Genomic DNA, 20,356 nt, shown 5'->3' on the forward strand with positions numbered 1-20,356 from the left:
TGGCGCGCCTAGGTTTATCGAAAGCTCTTGGCTAGACCTTTCAGCGGACAATGCATATATCATTTGTCTGACAAATGACCGGCACGCTTTGCCAGCGCTGCCAATCTCGAAGGCTCAATCTCGAAGGCCCAATCTCGAAGGAATGAAGATGACCGTGCTCCGCAAGAACCTGATCGACGGCGAGTGGCTGGGCGAGGCCGGCTCGCGCAACATCAACCCGTCGAACACCAACGATGTGGTCGGCGAATATGCCTCGGCCGGGCCGCAGGAGGCGAAACAGGCCATCGCCGCCGCCAAGGCGGCCTTCCCGGCCTGGTCGCGCTCCGGGCCGCTGGCCCGCCATGCGGTACTGAAGAAGGCCTCCGACGAGATCACCGCGCGGAAAGATGAAATCGGCCATGCTCTGGCGCGCGAGGAAGGCAAGACGCTGGCCGAAGGCGTCGGCGAGACCATCCGGGCGGCCCAGCTCTTCGACTTCTTCGCCGGCGAGACGCTGCGTCTTTCGGGAGAGCTGGTGCCGAGCGTCCGGCCGGGCGTCGGCGTCGAGATGACCCGCGAAGGCGTCGGCGTCGTCGGCATCATCACGCCATGGAATTTCCCGATCGCCATCCCCGCGTGGAAGATCGCGCCCGCGCTCGCTTACGGCAACACGATCGTCTTCAAGCCGGCGGAGCTCGTCCCCGAAAGCGCCTGGACCATCGTCGACATCCTGCATCGCGCCGGCCTGCCCAAGGGCGTGCTCAACCTCGTCATGGGCAAGGGCTCGGTGGTCGGTCAGGCCATGCTCGACAGCCCCGACGTCAATGCCATCTCCTTCACCGGTTCGGTCGGCACGGGAAAACGCGTCGCCGCGGCAAGCGTGGAGCATATGCGCAAATTCCAGCTCGAGATGGGCGGCAAGAACCCGCTCGTCGTGCTCGACGATGCGGACTTGGCCGTGGCTGTCGATTGCGCCATCAACGGCGCCTATTTCTCGACCGGCCAGCGTTGCACGGCGTCCTCGCGCCTGATCGTCACCGAAGGCATCCACGACCGCTTCGTCGATGCGATGAAGGAGCGCCTGGACAAGCTCGTCATCGGTGACGCGCTGGATGCCAAGACGCAGATCGGTCCGGTCGTAGACCAGACCCAGCTCAAGCAGGACGAGGACTATATCGCCATCGGCCGCCGGGAAGGCGCCGAGCTCGCCTATGGCGGCGAGCGGCTGGAACGCGAGACGCCCGGCTTCTATCTCAGGCCGGCGCTGTTTACCGGCTCCACCAACGCCATGCGCATTTCGCGCGAGGAGATTTTCGGCCCCGTGGCCAACGTCATCCGCGTCAAGGATTACGACGAGGCGCTGACTGTGGCCAACGACACGCCGTTCGGCCTGACTTCCGGCATCTGCACGACGAGCCTGAAGCACGCGACGCATTTCAAGCGCAATTCCGAAGCCGGCATGGTGATGGTCAACCTGCCAACGGCGGGCGTCGACTTCCATGTTCCGTTCGGTGGTCGCAAGGGCTCGAGCTACGGCCCGCGCGAGCAGGGCCGCTATGCCATGGAGTTCTACACCACCGTGAAGACGGCCTATACGTTTGCCGGCTAACGGAAGATGTCGGACCTTGCCGGAATGACCTGGCTCAACCCGCCGCCGCACCATGTGTTCGGCGACGACATGGTCCATGTCCGCACCGGCAAGGAGACCGATTTCTGGCGTGAGACGTTCTATGGCTTCCGGCGCGACAATGGCCACTTCCTCTGTCGCCCGGTCGCGGGCGACTTCAGCGCCGAGGTCACGGTCAAGGGCGAATACAAGGTGCTTTACGACCAGGCCGGGCTGATGCTGCGCCTCAGCGAAACGCACTGGATCAAGGCCGGCATCGAATACACCGACGGCCGCGCCTATTTTTCCGTCGTCGTCACCAACGACACCTCCGACTGGTCGCTGGTCGCCATTCCTGCGGATCCGAATGGCGTCCGGATCCGTCTGACCCGTCACACCGAGGCTATTCGGGTTCAGTACCTCGATGCCACGGATGGCCATTGGAAGCCGGTGCGGCTGGCCTATTTCCCGATTTCGCGGAGCGTCGATGTCGGCATGATGTGCTGCTCGCCGCAGCGCGAAGGGTTCGAAGTGACCTTCTCCAACTTTGTGGTCGGTCCGCCGATTTCCAGGGAATTGCACGACTGACCGAAGCACGGATGGGAAAGTCGACTATCCTTCCCGTACCGGCGGGAAGAGCGTAAGACGACGCGGCTGGAGGAAATCATCGGCTCCCGTGTTTTCAGATAGACGTGAAATCCACTCGGCGATCTTGCCAGGGGCGTGCGGCTTGCGATCTCCTCGTGGTCTACCTGCCAGGCTCGATAAGCGGCGACGTCATCGAAATCCAGGATCAACAGGTTGGAATAGCCGCCCAATATGCCGACGTTTCCCGAGAAGTCGCGAAACCACCGCGCGATGTCGCCGCTGCCCGGCGGCTTCTGCGACAGTTGGAAAGCGATGGACGTGAAGGCGAGTTCCTTGAGATCCTTGCGCAGCGTCCGCAGATGCAGCGGGTCGTACTCCATGGACGCGAGGTCGAGATGCTTGCCGCCGGCGCGAAGCGGCACGCATATAAAGCCGCGCTCGAGCAGCCTCACGGCATAGTCCGTCAGTGCCCCAGCCTGCATGCGAAAGCTGTCCGCGATCCCCGTGACATCCCCCTGCATCTTCCCTAGCCGGCGGCACTGCCGTCAAGCCAAGCATCGATTGACAAATCGCATCTTCGTCGCACCGCCGATATCAAGAGCTGGCTGGCTCAGCGGAGCCCATAAATGACATTCGAATGTTACGCGTCCATGCTGTGCCGGAAGAACTGCAGGAATAGCTCGCGCTCGGTGGTGATGTCGAGCTTTTCATAGATGCGGCGGCGATGGTTCTTCACCGTATCGACGGTGATGCCGGCATGAGCCTGATTGCCGGCCTGTCCATCGCCTTCCTCGCGATCCTCGCCGACCGACTGATCCAGGCGGCCGTCGCTCGATCGACGATGGCTTGAGCCCGAGCCGCGCTCCCGCCCTATTCCAGCCTTTTCGCCATGCGATAGAGCATCCGGTGCCCTTAGCCCGTGACAACATTTCCGGTTGAGCCGCCGGCAATAGGGCGGTAGGTTATGCTGCGGTGCACAATGAGTTCCGGCCAGGCCGAACATTGGCTTGCGCCGTTTACCAGACGCTGAACCGCTCCAAGCTGAACGGACAAAAAATCCGGCATGAAGATTCCGAAATCCATTCTGCTCGATCCGGAGGCAAACAAGGCCTATGGCGCCTTTGCCGTGGTCATTTCCGTCTTTGCGTTTGCCTATTCCAGCAGTTTCGGCCAGATCCTGATCCTTGCCTACTACGCGGTCTGGCTGCCGCTGCTCTTTGTCGACTATAGGCGCTTCACCTGGAAGCTATCGAGCGCCTGGCTGCCGATACTGTTTGCGGGCTATGTCTGCCTGTCGGTCTTCTGGTCGCAGGCTGCCGGCACCAGCGCGCGTGCGGCGGTGCAATATTCCTCGCACATCCTCTGTGCCTATATCGCGGCCCGCACCATCAGCGTCCGGACGCTGGTGCTGGGCTCGCTGATCGGCATCTTCTTCGTCCTGCTCTACTCACTGAAAGTCAACGCTTACGCGCTCGACATTATCGACGGCACCTTCAATTTCGTCGGCGCTTTCGCCTCGAAGAACCAGGTCGGTTTCTTCTCATCGCTCGGCATCTTCTTCTCGCTCGTCTTCCTGATGTTCTACCGGCGCAACTGGCTGAGCTTCTTCTGGACCGCGCCGATCATCCTGATGTCGGCATACATGCTGGCGATCGCCCATTCGGCGACATCCGTCGCCTCGCTGCCGGCGGTGCTCGGCATCGTCATCTTGCTCACCATGAGCAGGGTCCTGTCGCGCCGCTACCGCCGTGTGCTGTTCGTGGTCGGCGGCGGCGCCCTGGTGGCCGGGGTGGTGGCCGCGCTGAACCTTGGCCTGCTGGACTTCGTGCTCGGCATCTTCGGCAAGGATTCGACGCTGACCGGCCGCACCTACCTCTGGGAGCAGGGTTGGGAGGCGGCGCAATTGCATCCGCTGCTCGGCTACGGCTATGCCGCCTACTGGGTGCAGGGCTTCGCCGATCCGGAGCGGCTGTGGGCGGAATTCTACATCACGACCCGCACCGGCTTCCACTTCCACAACACCTATATCGAAACCCTGGTCGAGATCGGCTTCGTCGGCGTCGCCATGCTGGCGCTGGTCATCCTGCGCGCCTTCTACGGTCATGTATCGAAGGTGGTGTTCGGAGCCTGGAACGCCGATTCGGTGGTGCTCGCCGGCGCTGTCGGGCTGATGCTGATCCGCTCCTTCTTCGAGGTCGAGATCCTCGGCCCCTATTTCATGGCCTCCTTCATCGTCTGTTACGGCCTGTTCAAGCTGAGCCCGCAGCCGGTCGCCCGGCGGCGGCGGGTTGTCCTCCCGGTCGAGGATGAGAAGCCCGCGAGGGGCCACATGCCGGCCCCGGTCTGACCGACCGGGGTGTCCGACTGCGGAGGTGCGGAACGGCTCCGCCCAGTCTTCGCTCCGTTTCGCGTCGCTGCGCCCAAGGATGACGACGCCTAGCTGTTGTGTCGAGAAACCAGTCTAGGCCACGGCCCGCGCGCGCTGCATTTGCCGCTGCAGGAACCGGCGCACCGGCTCGTCATAGACGCGGGTGGCGATGTCGGCGATGACGATGACCGCGGCGGCCATCAGGAGGCCGAACCAGGGATGATATGCGAACGGGTCGACCGACACCGCCTTGCCGGTTCCGGCGATGATCATCAGCATCGGCGTGTGGATGATGTAGATCGGGTAGGAGACCCGCCCCAGCCAGCCATAGAAGCCCGCCAGTCGCGGAGCGGTCGGCGCCACCGCGCCAGTCACAACCATGATCGGGAACACGACAGCCACGCAGGCGAGGTCATAGGCGACGCGCCCGGCAGCACCCGCAGGCGCGATGGCGAAGACGATCAGCGTGAGCAGGATCGCGGCCTCGACCCACCAGCCGCGCCGCAGGAAACCGAGACCGTCCTGGTAACGCGCCATCGACCGGCATAAGAGCACGCCCAGGAAGAAGGAGAACGACACGCGCGGCAGCCCGCTGATGATGGTCTTTCCGGTCATGCCGAAATCGAGCGTGCCGACGATAACCGAGGCGACGACCAGCAGCACGAGGCTGACAGCGATCAGCGCCGTCAGCACCCGCCTCGACAGCAGGAAAAAGACGGCGACATAGGCGACGTTGACGATCAGCTCGAAGAACAGCGACCACGAGGCGGGATTGAGCGGAAAGATCGTATGGTAGGCCTCGCCGATCAGCGGAATAAAGAACATGCCGGTCGTCAGCTGCATGCCGATCTCGGACAACGGCATGTATTCGGCCGGCATTAGCCTGTTCTTGACCAGCAGGTAGAAGAAGCCGAGCAGCGTGCCGGCGAGATAGAGCGGATAGAGCCGGATCAGGCGGATGGCCACGAATGTGCCGAAACCCATGCCGTTCTCGATCTTTCGATCATAGGCATGCGCGATGACGAAGCCACTGAGCAGGAAGAACAGGTCGACCGCGAGATAGCTCGACGGCAGCACCTTGCCGTCGGCCAGGAACGGCGAGAAGTGGTAGAGCATGACGCTTATCGCCGCCACGCCGCGGATGGCGTCGAGGTTGAGGTAAACGTGACGCGGAGCGGCGGGCTGCATTCTGTGCCTTCAAGCGGTCCAAACAGATCGCCCGCCCGCGCCTTGGCGCGAACGAGCCTGACTTGTTCCTCCCGCCTCCATAGCGCGGGCCGCCACAAGCGCTGGAGCGGTTCGGCGATTGAACCGCTCCAGCGGGTGGCGCTACTGGCTGGCCGTCGGCGCCAGCTTGACCTTGATCACGTCGCCGGGAAGCACTGGCGTGTCTTCCTTGGCCTCGACCTCGCTGGTCTTGCCGTCGGCAACACGCAGCAGCGAGTAAAGCAGGGTCGGTTCCTCGCTGCCGGTGATGGAAGCCATCGTCGCGGGGTCCGACGCCTGGGCGATCAGCCCTTTCTGCATGGCTGTCCTCAGCGTCGCCTCGTTGAGGTCGGCTTCGGTCTGCTGGCGGCTTGCGGCCAGATTGGAGTTAAGCGTGTTGCGGGCATCGATGGCGTCCTGCTCGGCCTTGCTGATCGACTGCTTGGCCGTGAGGATGGCCGTCTCATAGTCCAGGATCTTGCCCTGCAGGTCGGCCACCGTCTGTTTCGAATCGAGCAGCCGCGCATTGGCGACCAGGCCCTTCTGCGCCAGCGGACCGATGCTGGTGAGCTGCTGCTGCGCCAAGTCCACCTGCTGCTGCTGGTTGGCGATCTTCTTCTGCAGCGATTCGACTTCGCCCTGCAGGACCCCTTTCAGGTCGTCGAGCGCGTCCAGCTTCAGCTTCAGCGCCTTCTGGTCGGCCGTGAGGATCTGCATTTCGTCGGCAACGATGGCCTGCGTTCTCGGGTCGCCCTCGACCTCCTTCGGAACCTCGAAGCTCGTCTTGCCGGCAAGGTCCGCGTCGATGCGGGCGCGCTTGATGATCAGCCGCAGCCGCTGGTCGTCATAGATGTCGAAACTGCCCTTGGCGGTGACCAGGTCCTTGCCGAGCTGAGGGCCGTAATCGGCGCTGCGCCGGATGCCGCCGGCGATGCTCACCGCCTTCAGCACCGTCAGGTCCGGCACGTAGGGGAACTGGCCTGGATTCTGCACTTCGCCCGAAATGTAGAATGGCCGGAATTGCGCCATTTCGACCGAGGCTTCGGGCTTGTCGGGCAGCGCCAGCTTGCGCTGCAGCGCGAGCCCGATCGCCGCCGCGATCTCCGAGGTTGTCTTGCCGGCCGCCTGCATCTCGCCGACGAACGGCACCGACAGCGTGCCGGCGGGGCCGACCGAATAGTCGCCGTTGAGCGCCGACCAGTCGCGGAACGTGCCGTCGACCGTCTGCCATTCGGCGACGCGGATGTTGAGCTTGTCCTGCGGGCCGAGACGATAGTCTTCGGCCGCCGCCATCTGCGGCGTCAGGAGAGACATCGCAAGCGCCGCAGCCGCGAGCCGGCTGGGCGCCATGGAAAGAAGACTGCAGGCGAAAGACAGTCCGAAGGAGTGCTTTTTCAAATGAACGTTTCCGATCCGCTTTGGCCCCATCCGCCCGATGAGATCACTGCCGGATGCCTGCGCCGAGTTCGGCGGGCAGGCCCGTCGGTCAATAGCTGCCGCGCGACATCCACACGGCAGGCACGGTTTTCACGATGATGCGAATGTCCTCGACCATCGACCAGTTCTCGACATAGTGGCGATCGAAAGCGACGCGCGTGTCGTAGGACACGTCGTTGCGTCCGCTCACCTGCCACAGCCCGGTGAGGCCGGGGCGCGACTTCAGGTAATAGACGGCCGCGCTGCCGTAGATCTCGAGCTCGTCACGCACGACCGGGCGCGGTCCGACGAGGCTCATGTCGCCCTGCAGGATGTTGATGATCTGCGGCAGCTCGTCGAGGCTGAGCTTCCTCAGCACATTGCCGACACGCGTCACGCGCGGATCGTTCTTCAGCTTGCGCGTCGCCGCCCATTCGGCAGCGGCGTCCGGATTGGCGGCGAGATGCGCGGCCAGCACCTTCTCGCCGTCCTGCACCATGGTGCGGAATTTGAGGCAGGCGAAGATCCTTCCGCCGCGACCGATCCGCTTATGACCATAGAAGATCGGACCGCGGTCGGAAAGCTTGACCAGCAGGGCGACCATCAGGAAGAGCGGGCTGAGCAGAACCAGGCCCGCTAGGGAACCGACGATATCGAAACTGCGTTTGAGCAGACCGCCGATGGGGGGTGGAAAATCAATGCCGGCATGCGAAAAACCCGCATTGGCCGACTTGGCGACGTCCCTCATGCAAAAGCTCCATACGTTGAACGGATGGTTTACGGCACGATATCAAAAAAATGCTGCAGCGCAACACACAATTTCCCATCGGGATGAAATGTTCACGTCATGAATTGACTAAATAATAAACGCACCCTGCTCAAATTTTGGCCTTTGTGGCATGTTTATGACGAGATGAGAGATAATCGAGGAAATGTAGTGCTCCATTTGGGCCGTTTTTGGACAGCGCATTCTTTGCCGCAGACGATTGGCGGTTGCAGATCGACCGAATCACTCGCGGAGGTAAGTTCTTAGCGTAAAATACTATTAATATTTTGGGTTTTACTACGGTAGGTTTAGCTACCTTGAATGTATGGCGATGCCGGAGTGTGCGTCGCAGCATGGTAGAGTCGATTCCGCAAAACCATTGGAAATCTCCTGCGCTTGGCCTTGCTTCGAAGGTCTCGCCTTAATAGAGTCGCAAACTGTTTCTGTCATAGTCTGGATGGGTCAGAAAGGCCGGAAGCAACCGGCCGAATTGGGCAGCCAGAAATAGCTCTTTGGCGGAACGGGGAGTTACGCGGGTGGGTAAGTCACACCTTTTGCATGCTCGTGTCGGTTGACGGGCCGACGCGCATGTCTTTGCCAAAATTCATCGTCGGAATGATATTCACGCTCGCCATCGTGGTCGGTTGGTCCTACTTCGACGGCGCATCGCTTGACACCATCGTTATGCGTGCCGTGATCTGCGCCGTCGTCATTCAGGTGGGTTATTTCCTTCTTGTCTTTGCCATGATTGCCAGGAGCAGGACGATGTCCGCCGACAAGACCCGAGAGGCCGACCGCGGCATCGTCTTGGACAAGGTGGCCGAGCGCGAGAAGCTAACCGCCAGGCGCGGTAGCCTCCGCTGATCTTCCAGCCGTTTCCGGAACTGGCGTGCTGTCCGCCGGTGTTGCGGTTTCCAGTTCGGCCCGTTCGCCGGAGAGCATCCGGGCCAGCCGGCTGCCGGACTTCGCCTTCAGCCGCCGATATTGCCCGACCTCGACCATGCGTCCGCCCTCGATGGCCACGACCCAATCCGCGAAAGCGATCATCGACGGCCGGTGCGCGATGGTCAGGATCGTCATCTGGCCGCGCAGTTCCTCGATCGATTGGGCGATCAGCGACTGATTCTGCCAGTCGAGCGCGCTCGTCGCCTCGTCGAGGATGAGCAATGAGGGTTTGCGCAGCAGCGCCCGCGCCAGCGCGATGCGCTGGCGTTCGCCGCCCGAGAGCCTGACGCCGCGATCTCCCACCACCGTTTCGAGCCTCCCGTCGAGCCGCTCGACGAAGTCGGCGGCTTGCGCTTTGCGCAGTGCCGCCCACAGCTCCTCGTCGCCGGCCTGCGGCGCCGCCAGGCGCAGATTGGCGGCAATCGTGTTATGCAACAGGAACACGTCCTGCGGCACGTAAGCCACCTGATCGCGCCACGCCCTGCGGTTCTTGGCGGTGATCTCGAGGCCGTCTACCAGGATACTGCCGTCCGTCGGCTCGAGCAGCCCAAGCAGCATGTCGGCGATCGTGCTCTTGCCCGAGCCGGACGGGCCGATCAGCGCCGTCACCTTGCCGGCGGGAAGCCCGAAGGTGATGCCGCTGACCACTGGCGTTCCATCGCCATAGGCGAACGAGACGTCGCGAACGTTGAGGCCCGCGTCGAGCGGCAGCCTTGCGTTCTGCGCGGCATCGCCCGGCTCCGTCTCGCGCGCGGCGTCAAAGCGCGCCTGCAGGGCCTGCATGGCGGTGTACGCCGGCAAATTGATCAGCACCTGCTGCGCCTGCACCTGCATATCCATGAAGCGCGGCGCGACCCGCATGAAGACCAGGAGCAGCACGACGATTTCCGCAAGGGACAGGTGGAAGCGCACCAGCGCGATGTAGATGAACAGGCTGAGCCCGATCACGCTCGCCACCTGGAAAAGCGCGGTGCCGATGGTGCTGTTGCGGACATAAGCGACATTGTCCGCCTTCATCTTCTCGAGCGTCGCGCGGAGCTGCGCGAAATAGCTGGCCTCGACATTCAGGCTCTTGGCTACCTTGATGCCGCCAAGGAACTCCGAAACCGTGCGGTATTGGTCCTGGCGGCTGCCGGTCAGCACGCGGCCATAGGCGGTGGCGCGCGCACGGAAGGGCTGCAGAGCAGCGAACAGGAGCACGCCGATGAGGATGGCGAAGGACGTCATCACCGGTGAGATGAACAGCGAGACAACGAGATATCCGGCAAGCAGCAGCGCCGTCTGGGCGAGCATCAGCAGCGAGAAGGCGGCCGCCTGCACACGGTCGATGTCGCCGGTCAGCGCGTGGTCGAGATCGGAGCTGCGCATGCGGGTGAAGACGCCCCAGTGCGCCTTGCCGATGCTCTCGAACAGGTTCATGCGCACGCGGTTGACGAAGTCGTAGAGCAGCCGCGCCATGTAGAGCGACTTGAAGCGGTTGAACATCGCCTGCAACGCCACCAGGGCGACGAGCAGGCAGAGCACCGTCGCCAGCGACAGCGTGCCGCCGGGCACCAGCCAGCGCAGGGCGCCCGGTACCCGCACGGCGAAATCCTGGTCGGCACTGCCGATCAGATGCAGGAGCGGGATCAGCAGCAAGATAGAGAGCCCCTCGGTCAGGCTTCCCAGGATCAGGAAGGCCAAAGCCGTCAGCGTGCGCTGCCCGCCGATATGCGCCATCATGCCGCCGAAGCCGGCGACATCCCGCAAAAGCGACAAGCGAATCTTCTCGGACCCGGCCATGCCTTAGCTCACCTTGCTTGCGCGCCGGCCGCCAGATCGTGTTCGATCAGGGCGACGGCCTCATCGATCCGCTCCAGGCCTGCCGGCACTTCGAGCCGGCGGACGCCGGTCCGGGCGGCAAGCTGGGCGCATTGACCGAGATGCGTGGACGCGAAATCGCCGACCAGCGCCTGCCGGCCGAACCGCGTGACGTAGGAGAACTTGATGATCGCCGGCAGGGCGCCGGCGCCCGGCAGCGGCGTGATCGCCGCCCGCTCCCCGCGCTCCAGCACATAGATCCGGGCCGCCGGCACGGCTTCGCCGGAAAATCCGTCTTGCAGGCGATGCTGCACCTTCTCGATCTGCGGATGCGCCTGCGGCCGCACTTCCGCTTGTTCGATCCTGATGGCGTCCGCGGCATCCGCTGCAAGCTTGAGCTGCGGAAAACCGGGCAGGATAATCGGCCGCGAAGGATTGGACAGGTCCAGTGCCACGACATCGTCGGTAAGCAGAAGGTGACCGGCGCGGATCATGGCGCCCGCCGTGGTCGACTTGCCGGCGCCCTTGTCGCCCATGAAGATCACGCTTCGGCCGCCCACGGCGACCGCGCTGGCGTGCAGGATGAGCAGACGGCGCTGATGCAGGGTGAGCGCCAGCACCGGACCGAGAAGCGGGAAGGCCAGCAGCGGATCATCGATGCCCGGCGCCGGATCGACATCGATCCTTGCGGCGTCGCTGATTAGGAAGGTGCCGACGGCTTGCCAGGACAGATATTGACGCGTCGGCTCGAAACGAAAGGCGGTTCCGCCTTCCGCTGCGGGCTTGGGAAAGTCGACCGGCCGGACCGCGATTGCGATATCGGGCGCCGCAGGCACGGCCGGCTGCAGTTCCGGCAACGCCACCTCCGAGCTGATCGTCAGGCCATAGGCCCGGTAGAAGCGGCGAACGCGCCTGCTCTGAGCTTCCGGTCCAATCTCGGGTTCCGGCCTGATGGCGGGCGGAGCGATTGAAACATTCATGCCGGGTTCCCCGCGGGCTGGATCTGCCGCAGCCAGAGCGACAGCGAGATCGAGCGCCAGACATATTGCACGTCGAGCGGCGCGGCTTCGTCGGGCTTCTCGAGCAGCCGCGCATAGGCGGCATTGACCTCGGGGAGGTTGACATAGGGCGCGATGCGATCGCCCTCCGACATCAGCACCGTGTCCAGGAGGTCGCGATGGTTGCGGAGCATGCCTTTGACCAGATTGGCGGTGAAATCGATCTTGTCCTGCCGCCATTGCACCGCCGGCGGCAGCACGCCTTCCATCGCCCGGCGCAGCACATGGCGGCCGAAGCCGTTGTGCAGCTTTTCCTCGCCGGGCAACGCCAGGCAGAATTCGACCAGCGGCTTGTCCCAGAACGGATAGCGTGGCTCGACGCCGAAAATGGCCGCGGCCTTGTCGAGCACCTCGAAAGCGTGCGGCACCAGTCCGGTCGAGAGCACCCAGCGATGGGTGAGCGCCTCGCTGGCGCTCACCTTGGATGGCATATAGCCGGCCCGGTGGAAGCGGTCGATAAGGTCGGTACGCCTGGCAAGCTCGGTATTGACCAGGCCGCCCCAGGCCGGGGCGCGTCGCTGCGCGGCGGGCTTCAGCCGCAGCCGGGACAGCAGCCGGTTGACCTGGTTCCTCCATCTGGCGATCCGCCATGCCGGTCCGTAGATGGTCAGGAACCGGAAATACATGGCGAGCATTCCTTCGCCATAGGTGCCCGAGGCGCCGTGAAGCTCGCGCCACAGCGCCAGCCACCGGCCCGCGTTGGCGAGCTCATGCAGCAGCCCATGCCCGTGCGAAACGACCTCGTCGCCGCCGTGGCCGTCGAGCAGCACCTTCACCCCCTTGGCGCCCGCGGTCCGGTAGATGCTGCGGGTCAGCGACAGGCCCGGCGCCAGGAACGTCCCTTGCTGCTCCTCCAGGATGCGTTCGAACTCGGCGAAGGGCGCGTGGTCGCCAACCGCGATCAGCGTGCCGTCCAGCCGATGGCGGCCCAGCACCGCATCGATGAACGGCTTCTCGTCCATCGGCGAGCCTTTCTCGAAGACCAGCGAGAAGGTCTTGAGCCTCTGTCTGCCCTCCGCCGCTGCGCGCAGGCCTGCAACGCTTGCGATCGAGGATGAATCGAGGCCGCCGCTCAGCATCGCGCCGATGGCAGGGGTGCCGCGCATCCGGTTCTGTACCGACCGGGAGAAGAGATGCCTGAATTCGTCTGCGGCATCCGCGCGCAGCGGCTTTGGCGAAGGTTCGATCTGCCAGTAGCGGCGAAGCGTCACTTGGCTGTCCGTCACGGTCAGCGTGTGACGCGCCGGCAAGCGGAAGATTTCGGCATAATGGGTCGCCTGCGGGTCATCCGGCAATCCGGCGAGGAAGCCTGAAATCTGATGCTCGCTTATGCGCGTGCCGACACCGTCCAGGGCAAGGATGGGGCCGATCTCCGAGGCAAACGCGAAGCGCCCGGCAGTCGAGTGATAGTAGAACGGCTTGATGCCGAAATGGTCGCGCGCGCAAAACAGCGCCCGGCGCTCCGCATCCCAGATCGCGAAGGCGAAATCGCCTTGCAGATAGGTCGGACAGGCCTCGCCCCATTCGAGATAGGCGCGCATCAGAAGCATCGCGTCGGCGGCCATCCGGTCGCGTATGCCGAGCCGCGCCAGCAGCTCGTCGCGGTTGTCCAGCCGGCAATCGGCCGTGACGGCGAGCCTGCCGCCGGCCATCGTCAGCGGGCCGGGGCCGTCTTCGCCCGTCGTGTCGAGCCAGGCATGGCCAAGCGCTGCGCTTCTGTCCGTCCACCACGAGCTGCCGTCGTGGGCCCGGTGGCGCATGCGCGCCAGCATCTGCTGGATGTCGGCTGCCGCGGCGGGCCTGCCCTCTTGCCTCAGCAGAATTCCGGCGACGCCGCTCATGGGCCGTGATCGACGAGATGGGCAAAGCCGTTGATCGAGCCGCCAAGCACGACGTGGTTGCCGCTGACCAGCCAGGCATGCGCCTTGAGCTCAGCACCGGTGTCGTGCTCGATGCCGATGCGGATCTTGGCGGCGTTGCCCTGGCGGGCAAGCAGATATTGCCCGGCGAGAGCCTGGGTGAGGCAGCTGGCGCCGGGCACAAACCGCGCCGCGGCGGCGATGCCCCAGGCGACGCGCCGCAGAGCGGCGATATCCGCGTCATCTCCTGCCTCCAGCCGGGTCACCAGAGCGCGCACGCGGTTGTAAGAAGAAAATGTTAGCCCCAGCCGTACGGCGGCGACCACCGCCAGGCAGCGCGCCAGGAACAGCATCTCCGCGCCGCTCAGCGAGAGGGCTCTAGACCAGTTCCTCATGGTGGAGCCTCGCAAGCCCAGCTTCGATCAGTCCCCTGAGCAAGCCCTCGATATCGGCCCTGCAGCGCTGCGCATCGACGTCGTAGCGCGTCAGCACGGCGCTTCTTATGTCGAGGATCGATCGCGGCTCCTGGATCAGCTCCCAGATGTAGGCGCCGACTCCGTTCAGGCTGTAGTAGATGTTGGATCTGAGATGGAGCAGCGCCAGTCCGTTGCCGAATTCGCAAGCCACGGCATCGTCGGTTGCGACCACGCGATCATGGTCAGATGGGTTCCAGTGCATCCTAAAACCTCATTGTTGGACGCCCCATGTTGAAAGCAAGCGTCTTCCGACCTGGACCGGGATCGGTTGCCTGCGATCCCCGGCCAGGAAACCGGGGGACACGGCGCCCCCCGGCTCACCTGTCTAAAAAGCGTCCGGAGCCCCAACTGCGACAACTCCGGGCACCGGCAAGCTCAGGAGAAGGTGAGCTGGTCGAACGGCGTGTGCGCGGGAAATGCCGCGTCCAGCGCCGTCGTGCCAGCGCCGCCCTGCGTGATCGTTTCGATCGAACCATGAACCGTCAGGCTGGGGGTCTCGTATTCATGCTTCTCAACATTCTGTTCCATTTTACTCTCCAACTGAGGACTGGAAGCGGCGTCAGAATGCCGCCAGCACATTGCTATGCTGCAAAACAATTGCTGCACGGCAACATTTATGAGTCAAGCCTGATTTACCATGCGTTAATCAATTCTTGGTTGCACCTGCATTCGCCGGCGATGAAGTCCCGGGCATTCGTATTTCGGGCGAATGTTATCCGCCGGCTCGACGCCGCAATTTCGCCGCCTAAGTAAGTCTATGTTTTGATTGCAATAACTTTATGAACTCAACTACCTGTCCCGCTATTGCGAAGAAAATGCTGCGGAAGCTACCGATTGCCGGCTTACGTCGCCCCGAGTCTGTTCCGTCTTCAAAAGTGATCGGCAACCAGGCGAATCTGAACGTGGAGGTTGCAAAAGCGAGGCCGCCTCGGAGCGCGCTCGGATGGCCGGTCTGATTTTTGGCGATGCTTTTCTTCGCAGTTGCGGTATAAACGCCGCCGCGGGCGGTTTTGCGGAGAACGACGACGGGCATGGCCGTGCAGGACGCTTCTTACGACAGGCTGCGTGCGGCCGGCTGCGCCGACGAAGTCGCGTACGTGCAAGCCTGTCTGCGGCTGTTCTTCAATCCGGCTGCAGGTGCCGCCGACCATGGCGGCGCGCCGGCTCCGGCAATCTCCGTGGCCGACGTTGCCGACATCGCAAGGTTGAACAAGGTCGCTGTCTTCGTGCTCAGGGCTCTGGCGCACGCGGCGACCGGCGCCGCGCCTGCCGGGCTGCTCGCGTGGCTCGGGGCCTATCGCCGGCGCACTATGTCGATGAACGCCGCCTGCATCGGCGATGCGATCGCCATCCATCAGGTGCTGCAGGGCAGGCAGGTCGACTTCGTCTTCCTGAAGGGGCCGCTGCAGCAGCAATTGCTCTACGGCGATCATTTCATGAAGCCGTCGGGCGACGTCGACATCCTGGTTTCGCCGGCCGGTTTCGCAGCGGCTCGCGAAGCCCTCCGCTCGGCCGGCTACGAGGTCGCCGGCAAGTCCCGTTCGGTCTGGTGGGTGCGCTTCCTGGGCGAGCAGCATATGGTCCGCGACGACGGCGTGCGGGCCGCCACGGTCGATCTCCATCATCGGCTGCAGCAGCCGGGTTCGCCGAGCCCGCGCAATATCGACGGCTTCCTGCGCCGCAAGCGCGAGGTCAAGGTTGCCGGAGCCGCCATGCCCCTGATTTCAGCGTCCGACACGTTGCTCTTGTCCTGCATCAGCGTCGCCAAGGCCTTCTTCAACCGCGAGCCTTGCGCCGGCTATGTCTGCGACGTCAGAGCCGCGGCCAGCCGGCTGAGCGAAGCCGAGCAGCAAATGGTGGTCGACCACGCCGCCGAGCAGGGCCTGGCAGATACGCTGCTGCTTGGTTTGCGCGCGGCCGATGTTCTGCTTGGCGGCACCGCCACTCTGCTTTCGGACCGCGCCACCCGGATCCTGGCGCGCATCGACAATGCCGATCTCTTCCACATGGTGATCGCGCCCTGGCTGTCGTCGCTGCGCTGGCCGCAGCGTCGGACGGTGCTGTGGGAGCTTTGCGGCCGCGAGCCCGTGCGCTATCTGGCCGAGGCCGGCTGGGCGGCCTCCGCCGATCTCAGCCGGCGCATCTTCGAGCGGCCGGACGCCATCGCGCCGGCGCGGGGCAATGGATGAGGTTCGGTATTCAACATCAAGGGCGGGCTGTCATTCATGCAATGGAAAGGTGAATTATGCCAGTGACGACCCCCAGGGTCTGCGTCATCATTGCCGCTCGCAACGCGGAGCGGACCATACCGGTCGCCATCGCTTCGGCTTTGCGCGAGGCGGAGGTGGCGGAAGTCATCGTGGTCGACGACGCCTCCACCGACGACACGCAGCATGTGGCGCGCGCCGCCGATGACGGCAGCGGCCGGCTCAAGGTGATGCGTCTCGACGTCAATCGCGGTCCGTCCTTCGCCCGCAACGCCGCGATCAAAGCCTCTGCTTCGCCCTTCATCAGCATCCTCGACGCCGACGATTTCTTCATCGAGGGCCGTTTCCGCCGGTTGTTTGCCAGCGCCGACTGGGATTTCGCGGCGGATAACATCATGCTGATCAGGGACGATGCCGCGACCGACCCCACCAAGGTCGCGGCTCCCTCCTTTGCGCCCGAACCGCAATTTCTCGATTTCGAGCGTTTCATCGACGGCAACATTTCGCGCCGCCGCGTGCTACGCGGCGAGCTGGGCTTCCTCAAGCCGGTGATCAGCCGGGCGTTTCTCGAGCGTCACGGATTGAGCTATGACGAAAACCTGCGGCTCGGCGAGGATTACGAGCTCTATGCGCGCGCGGTCGCCTGCGGGGCGCGTTTCAAGATCATCAAGTCCTGCGGCTACGGTGCGATCGTTCGCGCCGATTCGCTGAGCGGCCGCCACAGGACGCAGGATCTGAAGCGGCTTGCCGATGCCGATCTGGCGCTGCTGACGCTGGGCACGCTGCCGGAAGGCTCGAAAGCCGCGTTGCGGCGCCACGAGCGCCACGTGCGCGACAAATACCGGCTGCGCAATTTCCTCGACGTGAAGGCGGAGCGTGGCCTAGCGTCGGCCGCCGCCTATGCCTTCGCCAGCCAGTCCAATCTGATCCCGATCGTTCGCGGCGTGGCCGCCGACAAGCTGGATGCGCTGTTCCGCCGCGCCGGCATTGCCGCAAAGCAGCAAGTACCGCCGATGCGCTTCCTGATGTCGGCAACAAGTGCGGCAAAAGAATGATCGGACAAACGCGCCGTTCCCCAAAAAATCCGCTTTCCGAAACTACGAGGTTGCCTACTTGCCCCGAGAATGGCAGTCTAATGTTGCGGTGCAGCAATTTTTGAAAGGCCGATCGCATGGCTTCGATTTTTGGCTTCAGATCCAGGGACCCGGCCCGCGACCGGCAGACCGATCTCCAGCGTTTCGACCGTCTGGCGAAGCTGTTCGACCAGATCAGCGCCGAGATCGAAGCCGAAAAGAGCGGATTGGAAAACCGCTATCGGTCGACGGCGACCAACGCCGCCTTCCTGGTCGAGGCAATGGAGAACGGCTCCGCGTCGACAGATAAATCGTCGGACGTCAGCGCGATGACCGTCGCGATCCTGAATTACGAGCGGCGCATCGCCGAGCTCACGCGCCAGAAAGGTCTGATGAAGGAACTGCGTCATTCGCTCGACGCGATTGTCGACGACAGTGCCCGGCAACCCGGTTCACAGGCCGCACAGGCAAGGTCTGCGGGAAGAGGCTGACGGCGCGTCCAGGCGCGCCGTTATCGGTACGAGGCATTAGAGGAGACCAAAGGGCGGAGGATCAGAAGCGGCTCTCTGGAGGCGGGCCAGGAATGACTTTGGGTTGGGGCGGACAGCACAAAGGTAAAGTTTGTCATGAACGCATATCCGAACAACACCTCCACCGTGGCTGCTTCCAGCATGCCGCGCGCGCATTCGAATAGGTCAACGAGCCTGCAACGCTGCCTCGCCGGCGCGTTGCTTGCGGCTGCGGCCTCTATTGCGGCCCCACCACATACGGCGCATGCCGAGGAGATGCAGAGCGCGCCGTCCTTCGTCGATAATTTTTCGAATTTCGACCGTTCGCGCTGGTTCGTCTCCGACGGCTGGAACAACGGCAATCATCAGAACTGCACATGGTCGAAGGACCTTGTCCGGCTTTCCGACGGCGTGCTTTCGCTGAGCTTTGAAAAACGCAAGCTGAAGGATCGTGAGTTCGCCTGCGCCGAGGTCCAGACCAAGCAGCGCTACGGTTACGGCGTCTATGAAGCGCGGATGAAGACGGATACCGGATCCGGCCTCAACGCCGCCTTTTTCACCTATATCGGGCCGCAGGACAAAAAGCCCTGGGACGAGATCGACTTCGAGGTCCTCACCAAGAACCCGACGAAAGTCCAGGTGAACAGCTACATCCAGGGCAAGCCGAAGAACGGCAAGCTAGTCGATGTCGAAGGCGGCGCCGACAAGGGTTTCAACGACTATGGCTTCGTCTGGGAGAAGGACCGGCTGCGCTGGTATGTCAACGGCAAGCTGGTCAACGAGGTGACCAATCCGGACGAACTGCCGACCAATCCGCAAAAGATCTTCTTCAGTCTGTGGGGCAGCGACAAGCTGACCAACTGGATGGGCGCTTTCGCCGATCCCGGCCGCAAGGTGACCATGCAGGTCAAGCGCATCGCCTTCACCGCTTTGGGCCAGCCATGTCAGTTCCCTGAATCGCTGGCATGCAGCATAAGTAACAGCAATTAGGCATGATCCCCAAAGGCGGGAAACCGGTTTTGGGATAAGATCATGCGCAACATACTAGGCCCGCGAGGGGCCTGGGGGACATCTGAACCGGCCGGGCCGCATTGCGGCCCGGCCTTGAACAGGAACAGAACCGAATGAACTTGACGGTGTTTGGAATTGGCTATGTCGGTCTCGTCCAGGCCGCGGTGCTCGCCGAGGTCGGGCACGAGGTGGTGTGCGTCGACATCGACGGAGCGAAGGTGGAGCGGCTCAATCAGGGCTTCATTCCGATTTTCGAACCCGGGCTGGAAGCTCTCGTCAAGGAGAATCACGCCGCCGGCCGCATCCGCTTCACCACCGACGCGGCCGCGGCGATCAAGCATGGCCAGATCCAGATGATCGCGGTCGGCACGCCGCCCGGCGAGGATGGCTCGGCCGACCTGAAATACGTGCTTGCCGTCGCCGAGGCGATCGGCCGCGAGATGGACGAGCCCAAGATTGTCGTCGGCAAATCGACCGTGCCGGTCGGCACTTGCGAGAAGATCAAGGCCAAGATCGCCGAGACGCTGAAGGCACGCGGCCGCGAGGACCTGAAATTCGATGTCGCCTCCAACCCGGAATTCCTCAAGGAAGGCTCGGCGGTTGCCGATTGCATGAAGCCGGACCGCATCATCGTCGGCACGTCGAGCGAGGACACCGAGGTGGTGATGCGCGAGCTCTACGCGCCGTTCAACCGCAACCACGAGAAGATGATCGTGATGGATGTGCGCAGCGCCGAGTTCACAAAATATGCGGCCAACTGCATGCTGGCGACCAAGATCAGCTTCATGAACGAGATGGCCAATCTCGCCGAGCAATTGGGCGCCGACATCGAGGAAGTGCGCAAGGGCATTGGCAGCGATCCGCGCATCGGTTACCACTTCATCTATCCCGGCCTCGGCTATGGCGGCTCCTGCTTTCCCAAGGACGTGCGCGCGCTGATCAAGACCGCAGAGGGCGTCAAATTCGACGCCAAGCTGCTGCGCGCCGTCGAGGAGCGCAACAACGCGCAGAAATCGGTGCTGTTCGAGAAGGTCGACCGTTACTTCCAGGGCAACCTCAGGGGCAAGACCTTCGCCGTCTGGGGCCTGGCTTTCAAGCCGAACACCGACGACATGCGCGAGGCGCCGTCGCGCACCTTGATGGAGGCGCTGTGGGCGGCCGGCGCCAAGGTGCAGGCTTATGATCCCGAGGCCATGCAGGAATGCCAGGCCATCTACGGCCTGCGCGAGGACCTGCTCTTGTGCGGCACCAAGGAAGCGGCGCTGCGCGGCGCCGACTCGCTGTTGATCTGCACCGAATGGAAGAGCTTCCGGGCGCCTTCCTTCGACGCGCTCAAGGACGCGCTGACCACGCCGGTCATCTTCGACGGCCGCAACCTCTACGATCCGAAGGTCATCGCGCGCTACGGCATCGAATACCACTCGATCGGTAGGATGGCGGCATGACCGTGTCCGCCGCCAGCTCTCCGTCAAACGTCTCCGGCGAACGA

Annotated in this window: 18 protein-coding genes and 1 pseudogene; 9 read left to right on the forward strand and 10 right to left on the reverse strand. The window is 63.4% G+C overall.

The annotated features are described in order from the left end of the window. Positions 1-148: 148 nt before the first annotated feature. Positions 149-1,588: an aldehyde dehydrogenase family protein gene (locus tag EH240_RS15695; RefSeq protein WP_124999691.1), complete on the forward strand. Its 1,440-nt coding sequence runs from the start codon at positions 149-151 to the stop codon at positions 1,586-1,588. 6 nt (positions 1,589-1,594) lie between these two features. Further along, entirely contained in the window at positions 1,595-2,173 is a 579-nt protein-coding gene (locus EH240_RS15700; RefSeq protein ID WP_124999693.1) for a DUF1349 domain-containing protein, read from the forward strand. Between the two features lie 640 nt (positions 2,174-2,813). On the opposite strand, the pseudogene EH240_RS15710 reads toward EH240_RS15700, so the two are convergent. After that, a pseudogene (locus tag EH240_RS15710) lies at positions 2,814-2,927 on the reverse strand (helix-turn-helix transcriptional regulator); the annotation flags it as partial. Positions 2,928-3,236: 309 nt separating this feature from the next. On the opposite strand from EH240_RS15710, the gene EH240_RS15715 reads away from it, so the two are divergent. After that, complete coding sequence (locus tag EH240_RS15715; protein WP_124999695.1) at positions 3,237-4,520, forward strand: O-antigen ligase family protein; 1,284 nt, start codon at positions 3,237-3,239, stop codon at positions 4,518-4,520. Between the two features lie 114 nt (positions 4,521-4,634). On the opposite strand, the gene EH240_RS15720 is transcribed toward EH240_RS15715, so the two are convergent. From EH240_RS15720 to EH240_RS15730, 3 genes are all read right to left on the reverse strand, one after another. After that, positions 4,635-5,729 carry an acyltransferase family protein gene (locus EH240_RS15720; protein WP_124999697.1) on the reverse strand — a complete coding sequence of 365 codons (1,095 nt, stop codon included), beginning with the start codon at positions 5,727-5,729 and terminating at the stop codon, positions 4,635-4,637. Between the two features lie 141 nt (positions 5,730-5,870). Further along, entirely contained in the window at positions 5,871-7,061 is a 1,191-nt protein-coding gene (locus EH240_RS15725; RefSeq protein WP_245436079.1) for a polysaccharide biosynthesis/export family protein, read from the reverse strand. Positions 7,062-7,233: 172 nt separating this feature from the next. Continuing rightward, entirely contained in the window at positions 7,234-7,911 is a 678-nt protein-coding gene (locus EH240_RS15730) for a sugar transferase (protein WP_124999699.1), read from the reverse strand. A gap of 576 nt (positions 7,912-8,487) precedes the next feature. Here EH240_RS15730 and EH240_RS15735 point away from each other — a divergent pair. Beyond that, positions 8,488-8,793, forward strand: coding sequence for an exopolysaccharide production repressor protein (locus EH240_RS15735; RefSeq protein WP_342634090.1), 306 nt, complete (start codon positions 8,488-8,490; stop codon positions 8,791-8,793). Here the strand turns inward: EH240_RS15735 and EH240_RS15740 are convergent. The 6 genes from EH240_RS15740 to EH240_RS15765 form a co-directional block, all read right to left on the reverse strand. Further along, complete coding sequence (locus EH240_RS15740; RefSeq protein WP_124999701.1) at positions 8,764-10,656, reverse strand: ABC transporter ATP-binding protein; 1,893 nt, start codon at positions 10,654-10,656, stop codon at positions 8,764-8,766. The genes EH240_RS15735 and EH240_RS15740 overlap by 30 nt on opposite strands. A gap of 8 nt (positions 10,657-10,664) precedes the next feature. After that, on the reverse strand, positions 10,665-11,654 hold the full coding sequence (locus tag EH240_RS15745) for a phosphoenolpyruvate carboxykinase (ATP) (RefSeq protein ID WP_124999703.1): 990 nt from the start codon (positions 11,652-11,654) through the stop codon (positions 10,665-10,667). Further along, entirely contained in the window at positions 11,651-13,573 is a 1,923-nt protein-coding gene (locus tag EH240_RS15750; protein ID WP_124999704.1) for a lasso peptide isopeptide bond-forming cyclase, read from the reverse strand. The genes EH240_RS15745 and EH240_RS15750 overlap by 4 nt, the downstream gene beginning before the upstream one ends. Continuing rightward, on the reverse strand, positions 13,570-13,986 hold the full coding sequence (locus tag EH240_RS15755) for a lasso peptide biosynthesis B2 protein (protein ID WP_124999705.1): 417 nt from the start codon (positions 13,984-13,986) through the stop codon (positions 13,570-13,572). Before EH240_RS15755 ends, EH240_RS15750 begins: the two co-directional genes overlap by 4 nt. Further along, complete coding sequence (locus tag EH240_RS15760; RefSeq protein ID WP_124999707.1) at positions 13,970-14,269, reverse strand: PqqD family protein; 300 nt, start codon at positions 14,267-14,269, stop codon at positions 13,970-13,972. Before EH240_RS15760 ends, EH240_RS15755 begins: the two co-directional genes overlap by 17 nt. Positions 14,270-14,442: 173 nt before the next feature. Next, on the reverse strand, positions 14,443-14,595 hold the full coding sequence (locus EH240_RS15765) for a lasso peptide (RefSeq protein WP_124999709.1): 153 nt from the start codon (positions 14,593-14,595) through the stop codon (positions 14,443-14,445). Between the two features lie 503 nt (positions 14,596-15,098). On the opposite strand from EH240_RS15765, the gene EH240_RS15770 reads away from it, so the two are divergent. The 5 genes from EH240_RS15770 to EH240_RS15790 all read left to right on the forward strand — a co-directional run bounded on the left by EH240_RS15770 (position 15,099) and on the right by EH240_RS15790 (position 20,312). Next, positions 15,099-16,256, forward strand: a complete 1,158-nt coding sequence (locus EH240_RS15770; protein WP_124999711.1) for a nucleotidyltransferase family protein — start codon at positions 15,099-15,101, stop codon at positions 16,254-16,256. 56 nt (positions 16,257-16,312) lie between these two features. Further along, the gene (locus tag EH240_RS15775; RefSeq protein WP_124999713.1) at positions 16,313-17,329 is read left to right on the forward strand and encodes a glycosyltransferase family 2 protein; all 1,017 of its coding nucleotides are present in this window, start codon (positions 16,313-16,315) and stop codon (positions 17,327-17,329) included. A gap of 116 nt (positions 17,330-17,445) precedes the next feature. Further along, positions 17,446-17,838 carry a hypothetical protein gene (locus EH240_RS15780; RefSeq protein ID WP_124999715.1) on the forward strand — a complete coding sequence of 131 codons (393 nt, stop codon included), beginning with the start codon at positions 17,446-17,448 and terminating at the stop codon, positions 17,836-17,838. A 135-nt stretch (positions 17,839-17,973) separates the two neighbouring features. Continuing rightward, entirely contained in the window at positions 17,974-18,846 is an 873-nt protein-coding gene (gene exoK / locus EH240_RS15785) for an endo-1,3-1,4-beta-glycanase ExoK (RefSeq protein WP_124999717.1), read from the forward strand. A 134-nt stretch (positions 18,847-18,980) separates the two neighbouring features. Next, positions 18,981-20,312, forward strand: coding sequence for a UDP-glucose dehydrogenase family protein (locus EH240_RS15790; protein ID WP_124999719.1), 1,332 nt, complete (start codon positions 18,981-18,983; stop codon positions 20,310-20,312). Positions 20,313-20,356: the final 44 nt, after the last annotated feature.

Origin of the sequence: Mesorhizobium tamadayense (genome assembly GCF_003863365.1) — a bacterium.
GTDB lineage: Bacteria > Pseudomonadota > Alphaproteobacteria > Rhizobiales > Rhizobiaceae > Mesorhizobium > Mesorhizobium tamadayense.